The organism is Streptomyces sp. NPDC051219 (assembly GCF_040682335.1).
GTDB lineage: Bacteria > Actinomycetota > Actinomycetes > Streptomycetales > Streptomycetaceae > Streptomyces.
This window is the reverse complement of sequence record NZ_JBFBAS010000010.1, coordinates 168,237-181,603: the sequence shown is the minus strand read 5'-3', so window position 1 is coordinate 181,603 and position 13,367 is coordinate 168,237. Positions and strand designations below refer to the sequence as shown.

At 70.2% G+C, this 13,367-nt stretch carries 16 protein-coding genes; 10 read left to right on the top strand and 6 right to left on the bottom strand.

Going from position 1 to position 13,367, the window contains the following annotated elements:
* The first annotated feature begins 25 nt into the window (after nucleotides 1-25).
* A complete protein-coding gene (locus AB0M62_RS15010) occupies nucleotides 26-931 on the top strand; it encodes a LysR family transcriptional regulator (RefSeq protein WP_366074594.1) in 906 nt (301 codons plus the stop codon).
* Between the two features lie 21 nt (nucleotides 932-952).
* On the opposite strand, the gene AB0M62_RS15005 is transcribed toward AB0M62_RS15010, so the two are convergent.
* Nucleotides 953-1,420 carry a pyridoxamine 5'-phosphate oxidase family protein gene (locus AB0M62_RS15005; protein WP_366074593.1) on the bottom strand — a complete coding sequence of 156 codons (468 nt, stop codon included), beginning with the start codon at nucleotides 1,418-1,420 and terminating at the stop codon, nucleotides 953-955.
* Nucleotides 1,421-1,540: 120 nt separating this feature from the next.
* On the opposite strand from AB0M62_RS15005, the gene AB0M62_RS15000 reads away from it, so the two are divergent.
* Nucleotides 1,541-2,209 (top strand): cysteine hydrolase, encoded by a 669-nt coding sequence (locus AB0M62_RS15000; RefSeq protein WP_366074592.1) that lies wholly within the window; start codon nucleotides 1,541-1,543, stop codon nucleotides 2,207-2,209.
* On the opposite strand, the gene AB0M62_RS14995 is transcribed toward AB0M62_RS15000, so the two are convergent.
* The gene (locus AB0M62_RS14995) at nucleotides 2,196-2,666 is read right to left on the bottom strand and encodes a Rieske (2Fe-2S) protein (protein ID WP_366074591.1); all 471 of its coding nucleotides are present in this window, start codon (nucleotides 2,664-2,666) and stop codon (nucleotides 2,196-2,198) included. The genes AB0M62_RS15000 and AB0M62_RS14995 overlap by 14 nt on opposite strands.
* 120 nt (nucleotides 2,667-2,786) lie before the next feature.
* On the opposite strand from AB0M62_RS14995, the gene AB0M62_RS14990 reads away from it, so the two are divergent.
* The 7 genes from AB0M62_RS14990 to AB0M62_RS14960 all read left to right on the top strand — a co-directional run bounded on the left by AB0M62_RS14990 (nucleotide 2,787) and on the right by AB0M62_RS14960 (nucleotide 8,832).
* A complete protein-coding gene (locus AB0M62_RS14990; RefSeq protein ID WP_366074590.1) occupies nucleotides 2,787-3,704 on the top strand; it encodes a HipA family kinase in 918 nt (305 codons plus the stop codon).
* Nucleotides 3,701-4,084 carry a DUF3037 domain-containing protein gene (locus AB0M62_RS14985; protein ID WP_366074589.1) on the top strand — a complete coding sequence of 128 codons (384 nt, stop codon included), beginning with the start codon at nucleotides 3,701-3,703 and terminating at the stop codon, nucleotides 4,082-4,084. Before AB0M62_RS14990 ends, AB0M62_RS14985 begins: the two co-directional genes overlap by 4 nt.
* Nucleotides 4,085-4,231: 147 nt before the next feature.
* On the top strand, nucleotides 4,232-4,993 hold the full coding sequence (fabG, locus tag AB0M62_RS14980) for a 3-oxoacyl-ACP reductase FabG (protein WP_366074588.1): 762 nt from the start codon (nucleotides 4,232-4,234) through the stop codon (nucleotides 4,991-4,993).
* A 28-nt stretch (nucleotides 4,994-5,021) separates the two neighbouring features.
* Entirely contained in the window at nucleotides 5,022-5,783 is a 762-nt protein-coding gene (locus AB0M62_RS14975; protein ID WP_366074587.1) for an SDR family oxidoreductase, read from the top strand.
* 101 nt (nucleotides 5,784-5,884) lie between these two features.
* Complete coding sequence (locus tag AB0M62_RS14970; protein ID WP_366074586.1) at nucleotides 5,885-7,474, top strand: ABC transporter substrate-binding protein; 1,590 nt, start codon at nucleotides 5,885-5,887, stop codon at nucleotides 7,472-7,474.
* 68 nt (nucleotides 7,475-7,542) lie between these two features.
* Nucleotides 7,543-8,220: a uracil-DNA glycosylase gene (ung, locus tag AB0M62_RS14965; protein WP_366074585.1), complete on the top strand. Its 678-nt coding sequence runs from the start codon at nucleotides 7,543-7,545 to the stop codon at nucleotides 8,218-8,220.
* A gap of 105 nt (nucleotides 8,221-8,325) precedes the next feature.
* Complete coding sequence (locus tag AB0M62_RS14960; RefSeq protein WP_366074584.1) at nucleotides 8,326-8,832, top strand: hypothetical protein; 507 nt, start codon at nucleotides 8,326-8,328, stop codon at nucleotides 8,830-8,832.
* 496 nt (nucleotides 8,833-9,328) lie between these two features.
* Here AB0M62_RS14960 and AB0M62_RS14955 read toward each other — a convergent pair whose 3' ends face one another.
* The gene (locus AB0M62_RS14955; protein WP_366074583.1) at nucleotides 9,329-9,844 is read right to left on the bottom strand and encodes a DinB family protein; all 516 of its coding nucleotides are present in this window, start codon (nucleotides 9,842-9,844) and stop codon (nucleotides 9,329-9,331) included.
* 158 nt (nucleotides 9,845-10,002) lie between these two features.
* Between AB0M62_RS14955 and AB0M62_RS14950 the strand changes: the two genes are divergently transcribed.
* The gene (locus AB0M62_RS14950) at nucleotides 10,003-10,908 is read left to right on the top strand and encodes a Gfo/Idh/MocA family oxidoreductase (protein WP_366074582.1); all 906 of its coding nucleotides are present in this window, start codon (nucleotides 10,003-10,005) and stop codon (nucleotides 10,906-10,908) included.
* On the opposite strand, the gene lnt is transcribed toward AB0M62_RS14950, so the two are convergent.
* The 3 genes from lnt to AB0M62_RS14935 all read right to left on the bottom strand — a co-directional run bounded on the left by lnt (nucleotide 10,832) and on the right by AB0M62_RS14935 (nucleotide 13,351).
* A complete protein-coding gene (gene lnt / locus AB0M62_RS14945) occupies nucleotides 10,832-12,418 on the bottom strand; it encodes an apolipoprotein N-acyltransferase (protein ID WP_366074581.1) in 1,587 nt (528 codons plus the stop codon). The two genes, AB0M62_RS14950 and lnt, sit on opposite strands and share 77 nt — an antisense overlap.
* Nucleotides 12,419-12,524: 106 nt before the next feature.
* Nucleotides 12,525-13,013 carry a nuclear transport factor 2 family protein gene (locus tag AB0M62_RS14940; RefSeq protein ID WP_366074580.1) on the bottom strand — a complete coding sequence of 163 codons (489 nt, stop codon included), beginning with the start codon at nucleotides 13,011-13,013 and terminating at the stop codon, nucleotides 12,525-12,527.
* Nucleotides 13,014-13,171: 158 nt separating this feature from the next.
* The gene (locus AB0M62_RS14935) at nucleotides 13,172-13,351 is read right to left on the bottom strand and encodes a hypothetical protein (protein WP_366074579.1); all 180 of its coding nucleotides are present in this window, start codon (nucleotides 13,349-13,351) and stop codon (nucleotides 13,172-13,174) included.
* Between the last annotated feature and the right edge of the window lie 16 nt (nucleotides 13,352-13,367).

Here is a 13,367-nt window from a genome sequence, read left to right as displayed (position 1 = left end):
GCTTCGATGAATTAGCATCGCTTACATGTTGAACCTGGAGCGCCTCCGGACCCTGGACGCCCTCGCCCGCCACGGTTCCGTGAGCGGGGCGGCGGACGGGCTGCATGTGACGACGTCGGCCGTGTCCCAGCAGATGGCGAAGCTGGAACGCGAGGTCGGACAGCAGCTGCTCGCGAAGAACGGCCGCGGCGTCCGGCTCACGGACGCCGGCCGGCTGCTCGCCGATCACGCGGCCCGGATCATCTCCCAGGTGGAGCTCGCCCAGGCCGACGTGGAGGCCCAGCGCGGCCGGGCGGTGGGGGAGTTGCGGGTCGGTGCCTTCCCCACGGCCGCACGTGGGCTGTTCCCGGCCGCGCTTTCGGCGCTGCGGACCGACCACCCAGAACTGACCGTCCGCTCACAGGAGATGGAGCCTGCCGACGGCGTACTGGGCGTAGTCCGCGGGGACCTGGACCTCGCGGTGGTCCTGGACTGGTACAACAAGCGCCTGCCGGTGCCCGGCGGGCTCGTGCGAGCGCATCTGCTGGACGACACCGCGGATGTCGCGGTGCCCGCCGGGCATCCGCTCGCCGGCCGGAAGGTGGCGGACCTCGCGGACTTCGCCGAGGACGACTGGATCTCCTGGCCCGAAGGGGAGTTCTGTCACGAGTGGCTGATGTTCACGCTGCGCGGCGAGGGCGTCGAGCCGCGCATCGCGCACATGGCCGAGGAGCACCACACCCAACTGGCGCTCATCGCGGCCGGCCTCGGCGTCTGTGTGGCGCCCCGTCTCGGCCGCGGCCCCGTACCGGAGGGCGTCCGGCTGGTGCCCGTACGGGACACCGTGCGGCGGCACATCTACGTGGTGTGGCGGGCGGATGCGGATCGCCGGCCGTCGATCCGGGCGGCCGTGGACGCGCTGCGGTGGGCCGGGGAACGGCTGACGGACTAGGTCAACGGGCGGCGAGACCGGCTACTCGGCACTCATCTTCCGGAAGTCCCAGGAGACCACCGCGTCCGGAGTCAGCCGCACCCAGGCATGGCGGCCGTCGTGCGGCATGGTTTCCAGACCGAAGTTCTTCCGCGCGAACAGCTTCTCCGGAGTGTCCAGTTCGGGGCACGGCAGTCCCGTGCGCGGCGCCTCGCCGACGAATTCGGCGGTGCCCGAGAGCTCCACGCCGCGCAGCTGGCCGTAGTCCTCGCCGTCGTCGACCACCACCGCCGTCCTGGGGTCCATGCGGAGGTCCTTCCAGCGCCGGCTGCGGGTGATGGAGTACAGCCACAGGGAGGTGCCGTCCCAGGCGTACCAGAGGGCACTCGCATGCGGCCTTCCGTCCTCGGACACCGTCGCGACCCGGCAGGTGCGCTGTTCGGTGAGGAACGTGTCCAGTTCGCCCGGTGTCATCATGATCCGGCGGCCATGCCGCTGTGTGGCAGCCATCTGCGGCCATCCCCTCCCGGCTGTGAGCTGACTGTGTGTCAGAAAGGATGGGGTCTCTTCCCTCGTCGCGCAATGGTGGCTAACCTCGCGCGCCCGGCCCGGTTGCATCCAGGGGGAGTCATGCCGTCGACGGAAGAGCTCGTGGAACTGCTCGACCCCGCCACCACCGCCCTCCTGACCGTGGAGTGCCAGCAGGGCGTCGTGGGTGAGGACAGCGCGCTGCCCGAGCTCGCCAGGGAGGCCCGCGCCTCGGGAGCGCTTGCCCGGGTGGCCCGGCTGGTCGCGGGCGCGCACCTGGCGGGCGTACAGGTACTGCACGCCGTCGCCGAGCGGCGGCCCGACGGCCGGGGGGCGAGCCACAACGCCCGGCTCTTCCGTGCCGCCGAACGGCTTCCGGTCCAGCAGCTGTCCGGAACCAGGGCCGTCAGGATCGCCGACCCGATCGAGGTGGCGGAGGAAGACCTTGTCGTACGGCGGCTGCACGGACTGTCCCCCATGGCGGGCACCGACCTCGACGCTCTGCTGCGGAATCTGGGCTGCCGGACGCTGATCGTCAGCGGTGTTTCGGCGAACGTCGCCGTGCCCAACACCGTGTTCGACGCCGTCAATCGCGGATACACGGTCGTGGTGCCGTCGGACGCCATCGCGGGGGTGCCTGCCGACTACACCCCCGCGGTGATCCGTTACACACTCGCCCTCGTGGCCACCATCACCACGACCGAGGACGTCATGGCCTGCTGGGCACGACCGCGTCGCGCGGCGGCCGGCCCGCGGATCAGGCGAGTTTGATCGCGTCGCCCTCCACGACGATCGAAGCCGCGGGCAGTGCCTGGGTGGCCGGCCCTGCCTTGACCGACCCGTCCGTGGCATCGAACTTGCTGCCGTGACAGGGGCAGTTGATCGTCCCGTCCGAGATGTCCTTGACCGCACACCCCTGGTGGGTGCATTTGGACGAGAACGCTTTGAACTCCCCCGCCGTGGGCTGGGTGACCACCACGCCCTGGTCGGCGAAGACTTTGCCGCCGCCCTCGGGGATGTCCGCGGTCTTGGCCAGCTCGGTACCGGTGCCGGCACCGGCACCGGCACCGGCGTTGTCCGTGCCATCGGCCGGTTTCGGGGACCCGGTGTACGAAGATCCCTCCGAACCCCCGCACGCGGTGAGCGCGGCGGCGAGCCCGGCGACACCGACAGCGGCGACAACGGTACGGCGGCCCAGCGCCGGCTCGGGCACCTGTGATCCGGTCATGGTGGCTTCCCTTTCCACGGCCGGCCCTCGTACGGCCGGTTCGTGATGTTGTACGAGCGCCTGTGGCCGGCCGTTCAAACACCTGCGAAGTTCTTCCGGGAGTCCCAGTAACCTGGACCGATGCTCTCCGAAGTCACCGCGACCCGCTACGTCACGCCGCTGCGTGAGGGCGGCTCGCTCCCCGGGATCGTCGAGGCCGACGATCTCGGCACGTACGTCATGAAGTTCACCGGGGCGGGGCAGGGCCGCAAGACCCTCGTCGCCGAGGTCATCTGCGGCCGGCTCGCCCGCAGGCTCGGCCTGCGGGTCCCCGAGCTGGTGCAGATGCAGCTGGACCCGGTCATCGGACTCGGTGAACCGGACCAGGAGGTGCAGGAACTCCTCAAGGCCAGCGGGGGCCTGAACCTCGGGATGGACTACCTGCCGGGGTCCATCGGCTTCGATCCGCTGGCCTACTCGGTGGACCCACTGGAGGCGGGCCGAGTGGTCTGGTTCGACGCGCTGATCAACAATGTGGACCGCTCCTGGCGCAACCCCAACATGCTGGTCTGGCACGGCGACGTGTGGCTCATCGATCACGGCGCGACGATGATCTGGCACCACAACTGGCCGACCGCGCGGGCGGCCGCGGCAAAGCCGTACAACGCCTCCGACCATGTCCTCGCCCCCGTCGGACCCGATGTCGCCGCTGCCGCCGCCGAGCTGGCGCCGCGTGTCACCGAGGAGTTGCTGACCGAGGTCGCGGCGGACGTGCCGGACGAATGGCTGGTCGACGAGCCGGGCTTCGACAGCACCGATGAGCTGCGCCGTGCCTATGTCGAGGCTCTGCTGCCGCGCGCGGCGTCCATCCACGACCGCATCACGATCGGCCGGCCACGTGAGGACAAACCGTCGCAGGCACCGGGCTGGCTGACCGGGCGTCCGAGTCCCCGGTCGCACGCGGAGACGGGCGGCAAGATCGACCAGGGTGACATGAGGGGCAAGAGCGGCAGGAGCGGCGAGAGCGCCGAGAACGACCGGAACGGCGGCGGCAAGTGAGCGAGCGGGACGTCTTCGAGTACGCGCTGCTGCGCGTCGTGCCCCGCGTCGAGCGCGGCGAGCAGTTCAACGCGGGTGTCCTGGTGTACTGCCGCGCCAAGTCCTTCGTCGCAGCCCGTACGTACCTTGACGAGGGCAAGCTCCGGGCTCTGGACCCGCAGGCGGACGTGGAGGGTGTCAGGGCCGCTCTGCGTGCCGTGGAGGGCGTCTGCTGCGGTGGTGCGGAGGCCGGTCAGGCCGCGGGTGACGACGCGGGCCGACGGTTCCGCTGGCTGATCGCGCCGAGGAGTACGGTCGTTCAGCCGGGGCCGGTCCACACCGGGCTGACGGCCGACCCCGAGGCCGAGGTGGAGAGGCTGCTGGAGCTGCTGGTGCGCTGAGGAGTGTCGCGGGACCCGTGGGCCGTTGACACCGAGTGCCAGGGCTTCTAGCGTCTCGTCTGCTGAAGCGACTAAGCGGTTGCTCACCGATCGAGCCGCATCGGAACGCATCGGCAGGAGCCGCACCCAAGGGCGAGGAGAACCAGCATGTCCACCACCGAGCAGCGCGTCGCGATCGTGACCGGGGCGGCGCGAGGCATTGGCGCCGCCACCGCCGTACGGCTGGCCGCGGAGGGCCGCGCCGTGGCCGTACTCGACCTCGACGAGGCGGCCTGCAAGGACACCGTCGAGAAGATCACCGCGGCGGGCGGCAAGGCCATCGCCGTCGGCTGCGACGTCTCCGACAGTGCCCAGGTGGAGGCCGCCGTCGAGCGTGTCGCCGCCGAGCTCGGAGCTCCCACGGTCCTTGTGAACAACGCGGGCGTGCTCCGCGACAACCTGCTCTTCAAGATGAGCGACACCGACTGGGACACCGTGATGAACGTGCACCTGCGGGGTGCGTTCCTGATGTCGCGCGCCTGCCAGAAGCACATGGTGGACGCGAACTTCGGCCGGGTCGTCAACCTGTCCAGCAGCTCCGCCCTCGGCAACCGGGGACAGGCGAACTACGCCGCGGCCAAGGCGGGGCTCCAGGGCTTCACCAAGACGCTCGCCAAGGAGCTCGGCAAGTTCGGCATCACCGCCAACGCCGTGGCGCCCGGCTTCATCGTGACCGAGATGACCGCCCAGACCGCCGAGCGCGTCGGCATGGGCTTCGAGGACTTCCAGGCCGCCGCCGCCACCCAGATTCCGGTCCAGCGGGTCGGAAAGCCCGAGGACATCGCGAACGCGATCGCGTTCTTCACCGGCGAGGAGGCCGGCTTCGTGTCCGGCCAGGTCCTGTACGTCGCCGGCGGCCCGCTCAACTGACGCGAAGCAAGGGACTAGGAACAAGATCATGACTGCTCAGGTACAGGACAGCGGAAAGGTCGCCCTCGTCACGGGCGCCAGTCGCGGCATCGGTTACGGCGTCGCCGAGGCGCTGGTCGCCCGCGGCGACCGGGTCTGCATCACCGGTCGCAACGAGGACGCGCTGAAGGAGGCCGTCGAGCGGCTCGGCGCGGACCGCGTGATCGGTGTGGCCGGCAAGGCGCACGACGTGGCGCACCAGGCCATCGCGGTGGAGCGCACCATGGAGGCGTTCGGGCGGGTCGATTTCCTGGTCAACAACGCCGGGACGAATCCGGTGTTCGGCCCGATCGCCGAGCTCGACCTGGACGTGGCCCGCAAGGTCTACGAGACCAACGTGATCTCGGCGCTCGGTTTCGCGCAGCAGACCTGGAAGGCCTGGCAGAAGGAGAACGGCGGGGCGATCGTCAATATCGCCTCCGTCGCCGGTATCTCCGCCTCGCCGTTCATCGGTGCGTACGGCATGAGCAAGGCCGCGATGGTCAACCTGACCCTCCAGCTGGCCCACGAGATGGCCCCACTGGTGCGGGTCAACGCGATCGCGCCGGCCGTCGTCAAGACCAAGTTCGCCGAGGCCCTGTACGAGGGACGCGAGGCGGAGGCGGCGGCCGCCTATCCGCTGGGCCGGCTCGGCGTTCCGGAGGACATCGGGGGCGCCGCAGCGTTCCTCACTTCCGACCAGTCCGACTGGATCACTGGACAGACGCTGGTCGTGGATGGTGGCATCTTCCTGAACGCTGGCGTCGCCTGACCGGTTTAGGTACTAATCGAAGCAAGTGCCCCGTCGATCCTACCCGTTGATTCGGCGGGGCACTGCGGTATGGTCGGCCGACCCGTGGCTGATCGAGGAGCGTGCACGTGTTCAACCGGACCAGACGTCTGCAGACCGCTGCGGCCCTTGCGTCCATATCCCTGCTCACCGGGTGCGGCCTGCTGTCCGACGGCGGCGGCGAGGGTGAGCAGAAGATCACCGTCGGCACGACGAGCGTACCCAGCACGCTCGATCCTGCCGCGGCATGGGACGGTTCGTGGGAGTTGTACCGGAATGTCTATCAGACATTGCTGAGTTTCCCGACCGGAAGCACCAAGCCGCAGCCCGACGCGGCCGAGAGCTGCAAGTTCACCGACGCGGCGAACGAGTCCTACCGGTGCGATCTCCGGGAGGGCATGAAGTTCTCCAACGGTGAGAAACTCGACGCCGCCGCGGTCAAGCACTCGATCGACCGGATCAGGAAGATCGGGTCGAAGGTCGGCCCCAAGGACCTCTTCGGCAGCCTGGAACGGGTGGAGACGAACGGGGACCGGACTGTCATCTTCCACCTGAAGACGCCGGACGCCACCTTCCCCTTCGTGCTCGGCACTCCCGCCGCCTCGATCGTGAACCCGGGCGACTACCCGGCGGACAAGCTTCGCGAGGACGGGAAGATCACCGGCTCCGGCCCGTACGTCCTGGAGTCCTACCAGGAGGGCGGAAAGGCGGAGCTGGTCAAGAACAACCAGTACGACGGCTTCGCCGACCGGAAGAATGACGCGGTCACCATCCGGTACTTCAAGCAGTCCGACCAGATGGTCGCGGCGCTGAAGAAGAAGGAGATCGACGCCACCTACCGCGGACTGACCGCCGACGAGATCGAAGAACTCCAGAACCCGAAGTCCAAGGACAGCGGCATCCAGCTCGTCGAAGCCTTCGGTGCCGAGATCCGTTTCCTGGTCTTCAACCCCAAGGACCCCGCGGCCAAGAATCCGGCCGTCCGCAAGGCCGTCGCGCAGATCGTCGACCGCAGCGCGCTGGTCTCGAAGGTCTACCAGGGCACGGCCGAGCCGCTGTACTCGATGGTGCCCAAGGGCGTGGCCGGACACACCACCCCGTTCTTCGACACCTTCGGCGACCCGGACGTCGGCAAGGCCAAGAAGACGCTGCGGAACGCGGGCATCACCCAGCCCGTGGAGCTGACGCTGTGGTTCACGACGGACCGGTACGGCTCGTCCACCGCTGCGGAGTTCGACGAGCTCAAGCGCCAGCTCGAGGACAGCGGGCTGTTCAAGGTCACCCTGAAGAGCCGACCCTGGAAGGACTTCCAGGCCGGCTACAAGGAGGGCGAGTTCCCGGTGTTCGGCCGCGGCTGGTTCCCGGACTTCCCGGACCCGGACAACTTCATCGCTCCGTTCGTCGGCCCGGAGAACGCCGTCGGCACCCCGTACGACGCACCCGAGATCACCTCGCAGCTGCTGCCGAAGTCGCGCCGGGAGAGCGACCGCGGAGCCGTGAGCAAGGAGTTCGAACGGGCGCAGGAGATCCTCGTCGACGACGTCCGGCTGCTCCCGCTCTGGCAGGGCAAGCTGTACATCGCCGCTCAGGAGGACATCGCGGGCGGAGAGCGGGCGCTCGACCCGCAGACGGTCATGCAGATGTGGGAGCTGTACCGCAAGACCAGCTGGTAGGGCCCGCTGTCAGTGGTCGCCGGTAGGTTCTGGGGAGAAGAACAGATCGCATACCGGAGGTTGTTGACGTGACCGAGAAGCTGCCCCAGTCCTGGCTCGGCGTCCTGGGCGAGGAACTGGACAAGCCCTACTTCCGCGAACTCTCCGAGTTCGTGGAGAAGGAGCGGGCGAACGGTCCCGTCTATCCGCCGCGTGGAGAGGTGTTCGCGGCCCTCGACGCGACTCCGTACGACCGGGTCAAGGTCCTCGTGCTGGGCCAGGACCCGTACCACGGGGAGGGGCAGGGCCACGGGCTCTGCTTCTCCGTACGGCCCGGTGTGCGGACGCCTCCGTCCCTGCGGAACATCTACAAGGAGATGCAGGAGGAGCTGGGACACCCCGTCCCGGACAACGGCTATCTGATGCCGTGGGCCGAGCAGGGAGTCCTCCTGCTCAACGCGGTGCTGACAGTGCGGGCAGGCGAGCCCAACTCGCACAAGGGGATGGGCTGGGAGAAGTTCACGGACGCGGTGATCCGCGCGGTGGCCTCCCGGCCCGACCCCGCGGTCTTCGTCCTCTGGGGGGCCTACGCCCAGAAGAAGCTGCCGCTGATCGACCAGGACCGCCATGCGGTGGTCAAGGGCGCCCATCCCTCGCCGCTGAGTGCGCGGAAGTTCTTCGGATCCCGCCCGTTCACCGCGATCAACGAGGCCGTCGCCGCCCAGGGACACCAGCCCATCGACTGGCGCATCCCGAACCTGGGCTGACCGGCGCAGTGCCGCCGGGGCCGTGCCCGAGCCTGAACCGGATTGTCACAGCCTCCGGCTAGCGTCTGGATCATCGGACTCGGCGTACGGCCCCGGGAGGCAGCAGTGATGGAGCAGCAGGAGTCGTCGGAAGACGTCGTCATGACCCGGATCGGGCAGGCGATCATGCTTCTCCACGGCGGCGACCGCGAGGAGGCGCGCAACCGGTTCGCCGCGCTCTGGTCGGAGATCGGCGAGGACGGCGACCCGCTGCACCGCTGCACCCTGGCCCACTACATGGCCGACACCCAGGATGATGCCGCCGCAGAGCTCGCCTGGGATCTGCGAGCGCTGTCGGCGGCCGACGGGCTGAGCGACGAGCGCGTGGCACAGCACCATGCCACGCTCGCCGTGCGTGCCTTCTACCCCTCGCTCCATCTCAATCTCGCCGCCGACTATGTGAAACTCCGGCGCCCGGAGGCCGCACGGGTTCACCTCGACCGGGCGCGCGCCGCGACCGGCACCCTCGCGGACGACGGGTACGGCAACGGCATCCGCGACGCCATCGAACGGCTGGAGGAGCGGCTGACGGGCGAGCTCGGTCCCGGCCCGGTCCCGGGTCAATTCCCGTAAGTGTCCCGGCAGATACGGGCCTCGGGGCTGTCGGCCGGCCAGCCGCCGTACTGCCTGCCGAGGGCGCAGACATCCACTGCCCCAGCCGGCACGGAAGGCAGCACGCGCCGCGGGGGAGTGACGTCGTGAGCCGGTCGGCGCGGTTCGGCGCGCGGCTGACGCGGCGGCGCGGCGGCGGGTGACCGCTCGGGCGGCGGCGCGACCGGGCGTGAGGACTCCGGCGCCGGGAGCGGGAGCTTCCCGGCTGTGTCCAGCGCCTCACGAGCGGGGGCCTGTACGAGCCTCGGCTCCGCCTCCCGGGTGAGCCTCGGCTCGTGGAGGGCCGGTAAGGGAGAAGGGGCCGGAGCCACGCTCACACAGCCGGAGACGGCCGAGACGGCCATGCCCAGCAGGAGCGTCGTAGTGGTTCGGGTTCGGTGCACCCGCACAACTCTGCTGGTCCCGCGCTCGTTTGCGGGCCCGGCGACCGGAAATGCCCCCGCAAGGGTGATGACGCCTACTCGCCCGTCGCTCCGTCGATCTGCTCCCGGATGAGGTCCGCGTGTCCGTTGTGGCGCGCATACTCCTCGATCATGTGCGTGTACACCCAGCGAAGACTGAACAGCTCCCCGGTCCGGCCGTCCTTGCGGACGGTGAGCTCGTCGAGCGAACGGGGCTCTGCCACCTTGCGGGAGCGGGCGATCTCGGCCTGCCAGGTCGCCTCCGCCTCCGCCCATGTGTCGTTCTCGGTGAGGTGGAATTCGCCGTCCGGGTCCTCGTCGCTGTAATAGACCGGCGAGGGCTCCTCGCCGGCCATGACCACGGCGAACCAGTGACGTTCCACCTCCGTCAGGTGCCGGACGAGACCCATCAGGGAAAGGGCGGAGGGGGCGAGAGGCGTCTGTCGCAGCTGTTCGTCGCTGAGCCCCGCACACTTCAGGGCCAGAGTGGCCCGGTGGTAGTCGAGCCACCCGTCGAGCATCGCGCGCTCGTCGGCGGAGGGGTGGGGCTCATTGCGCTCAGGTGTCGTCATGGCCGCCATCCTGGCCGAACGCCCAGTGCAGCGCGAGAGATTAAGCTTCGAGCGGTCCGGTCCGTATGCTGCCGGTCCGTATGCTGCCGGACAGGGACGCCGGCACTGCGACGGACAGAACGACGACGGACAGAACGACGAGGGACAGGGAGGCACCGGTGAAGGTCGGCTGCATTGGACTCGGCGATATCGCGCAGAAGGCCTACCTGCCCGTACTCACCACACGGCCGGGCGTCGAACTGCACTTGCAGACCCGGACCCCCGCCACGCTGTCCCGGATCGCGGACAGCAACCGTATTCCGGCGGAGCACTGCCACAGCACACTGGAGTCCCTGCTCGCCGAGGGACTGGACGCCGCGTTCGTGCACGCGCCGACGGCCGTGCACCCGGAGATCGTCGCCCGCATCCTGGAGGCCGGCGTCCCCACGTACGTCGACAAGCCGCTCGCCTACGAGATCGACGACTCCCGCCGCCTGGTGGAGCTGGCCGAGCAGCGCGGCACCAGCCTCGCCGTCGGCTTCAACCGCCGCTACGCGCCCGGTTATGCGCAGTGCGCCGAGCACCCCCGGGAGCTGATCCTGATGCAGAAGAACCGGGTCGGGCTGCCCGAGGACCCGCGCACCCTCGTACTCGACGACTTCATCCACGTCGTCGACACCCTGCGCTTCCTGCTGCCGGGCCCCGTCGAGCACGTAGACGTTCGCGCCCGCATCCGCGACGGGCTCATGCACCACGTCGTGCTCCAGCTTTCCGGAGACGGCTTCACCGCCCTCGGCACGATGAACCGGATGAGCGGCTCCGCCGAAGAGATCCTGGAGGTCTCGGGGCAGGACACCAAGCGTCAGGTGGTCAACCTGGCCGAAGTCATCGACCACAAGGGCCAGCCGACCGTCCGCCGGCGCGGGGACTGGGTGAGCGTCGCCCGTCAGCGCGGCATCGAGCAGGCCGTACTCGCCTTCCTGGACTCCGTACGGGCCGGGAAGGTGCTCAGCGCCCAGGACGCGCTGCAGACCCATGAGCTCTGCGAGCGGGTGGTACGGGCAGCCCTCGCGCAGGCCGCCTGAGCGCCCGCACGCCCTCCACCGCGCACAGCACGGCCAGGACGGCCAGCGCCCCGTGGACCGCCCAGTCACCGAACCTGACGTACGGCGTGGTGCCGCGGGCCAGCGGGATCTCGTACACGGCGGCGGCACTGCGGTCCGTGCCCAGTGGAGCGCCGGTGCGCTCGCCGCGCGGCCCGTACACGGCACTGACTCCGGTGAGCGTGGCGTGCACCATCGGGCGGCCGTTCTCGGCGGCCCGCAGGGCGGCCAGCGACGCATGCTGCTCGGGCGCCCAGCTGCTCTGGAAGGTGGAGGTCGCCGACTGGGCGATCAGCAGCTCCGCGCCGTCCCGGGTGAGCCGGCGGCTCATGTCGGGGAACGCGGACTCGAAGCACACGAGCGGGCCGATCCGCGGACCGTCCCCACCCGGGAGCCGCATCACCACCGGCTCCGTGCCCCGCCTGCGGTCCTCGGCGGCCGCCTTGCCCACCGAGGTCGCCCAGCCGAGGAGGGAACGGGCGGGGATGTACTCGCCGAACGGAACCAGGCGCATCTTGTCGTACCGGTCCCCGGTCGGTCCGCCGGGAGCGACGAGCACCGAGCTCTTGAAGATCCCGGGCCGGTCGGATCGCCGGGCGTCCACATTCACCAGCACCGGCGCCTCTACCTCGGCGGCCAGTGCGGAAGTGCGCCGGGCAAGGTCGGGCCGGTCGGCCAGATCCGCCCCCACACTGCTCTCGCCCCACACCACGAGGTCGATGCCCCGCCCGTCCAGCGCGCGGGTCAGCTCCTCACTGCGCGCGAAGCGGCGCTCGGCGGCGTTCACCCCTTCGACGATCCCCGGCTGGACCACGGCGACCCTGATGAAGCCGGACGACTCGGGACGCGGGGCCCACACCGCGACCGCCCCCACCGCGACAGCGCACACCACGATGCCGGCCACCGCCGCCGTCCGCGCCGACTCCACCGCCACCAGCACCGCGACCGCGGTGTTCACCGCGACCACGAGCAGACTCACGAGCCACACCCCGCCGACCGAGGCAGCCCGCAGGGCGGGTGTGACCTCCCACTGGCTGGAACCGAGCAGGCCCCACGGCCCCCCCAACCCCTCCCAGGACCTGACGAGTTCAACCATCAGCCAGCCGGAGGGCAGCACGACGAGAGCCGCCGCCGCCCGGGCGGCGGAGGGCGCCCCGCCCAGCATGTGCCGCACCAGCCGGCCCCACGGCGCCCACAGCAGCCCCAGCAGCGCTGCCAGCAACAGGATGAACACATGCAGATTCGGCACGAGCCAGTGGTGTACGGCGAGCATGAACCCGGCGCCGCCGAGCCAGCCGTCGAGGGCCGCGCGCCGGCCCGAGCGGGCGGAGCGGGCCAGTAGCATCCAGGGCACCAGGGCGACGTACGCCAACCACCAGAGCGACGGGGCGGGGAAGGCGAGCGCGGGCAACGCGCCGGCCAGTACTGCGGCTACCGAGCGCCACCACCGGTTCGTGAGGCGCCGCTGCAGCCACCCGGCCGGAACCCGCATCGCGCGCCTCCTCGTCCCACCCCGCGAGCTGTGTGTTCTACCAGTGTGGGGGAGCGCGGCGATCACCGACAGGGGACAGTAGTACCGGCGCGTGCGCCGCGGCGCGTCAGCCCGCGCCGAGCGCGCCCTGCGTGCGGCGCCACTTCTCGCGGACGACAACCTCGCGCAGGCGCCAGCCGTCGTCCGTACGCGACAGGCCGAAGGTGTACCGGCCGCCGGAGACGAAGTTCGGGGCGGTGGAGCCGGCTGCCCCGTCGCCCGTTCCGCCTTCCAGGCGCATCGGGTTCATGTAGTCGGCCTGGAGCTCGGCGCTGTCCCCGGTGTAACCGTTGAGCTCCTCCAGGCGCAGCAGCCGGTTCACGATCAGATGCTGGCGCACCGGAAAGAGCAGCATCGCCTGCGCCAGCCAGTCCGCCACTTCGCCGGCGCGCCCCTCGATGCCGCCCGCCGAGCGGTAGTCCGCGCGACCGTCCGGTGTGAAGAGGGCCTTGTAGGCGGTCCAGTCGGCGTCGTCCACGGCCACCGCGTAGCCGGTGATCACCGCATCGATGGCCAGCCGGTCCATCACGGTCGCGAGTTCCACACGCTGCGTCATCGGCTCAGTGTGGGACAGACGGAGCCCGGCGCCAAGGGCCGTGCGGCGTGCTCACTCCCCGGAGGGGATCTTCACCCTCCCGTGGCGCAGTGCGGGACAACTGCCGGCCGGCCCGCCGGACGCAGTTCCGCGGTCCGCGGCGCCCGCAGGGCGGGGCCTCAGTGGGCCGCCGATGCCTCACGCTGCCGTACGACCACAAGGAACGCGTCCGACTCGAGGTCCATGACCACCTCGGCCGGTACGCCCTCGCGCAGCAGGTCGGCGGCGTACTCCTCGGCCGGCCAACTTCCCCGCGGACTCCCCGCGGGGAACCGCTCCAACACCACTCGGCCGGTCATCCGGCACCCCCTGCCA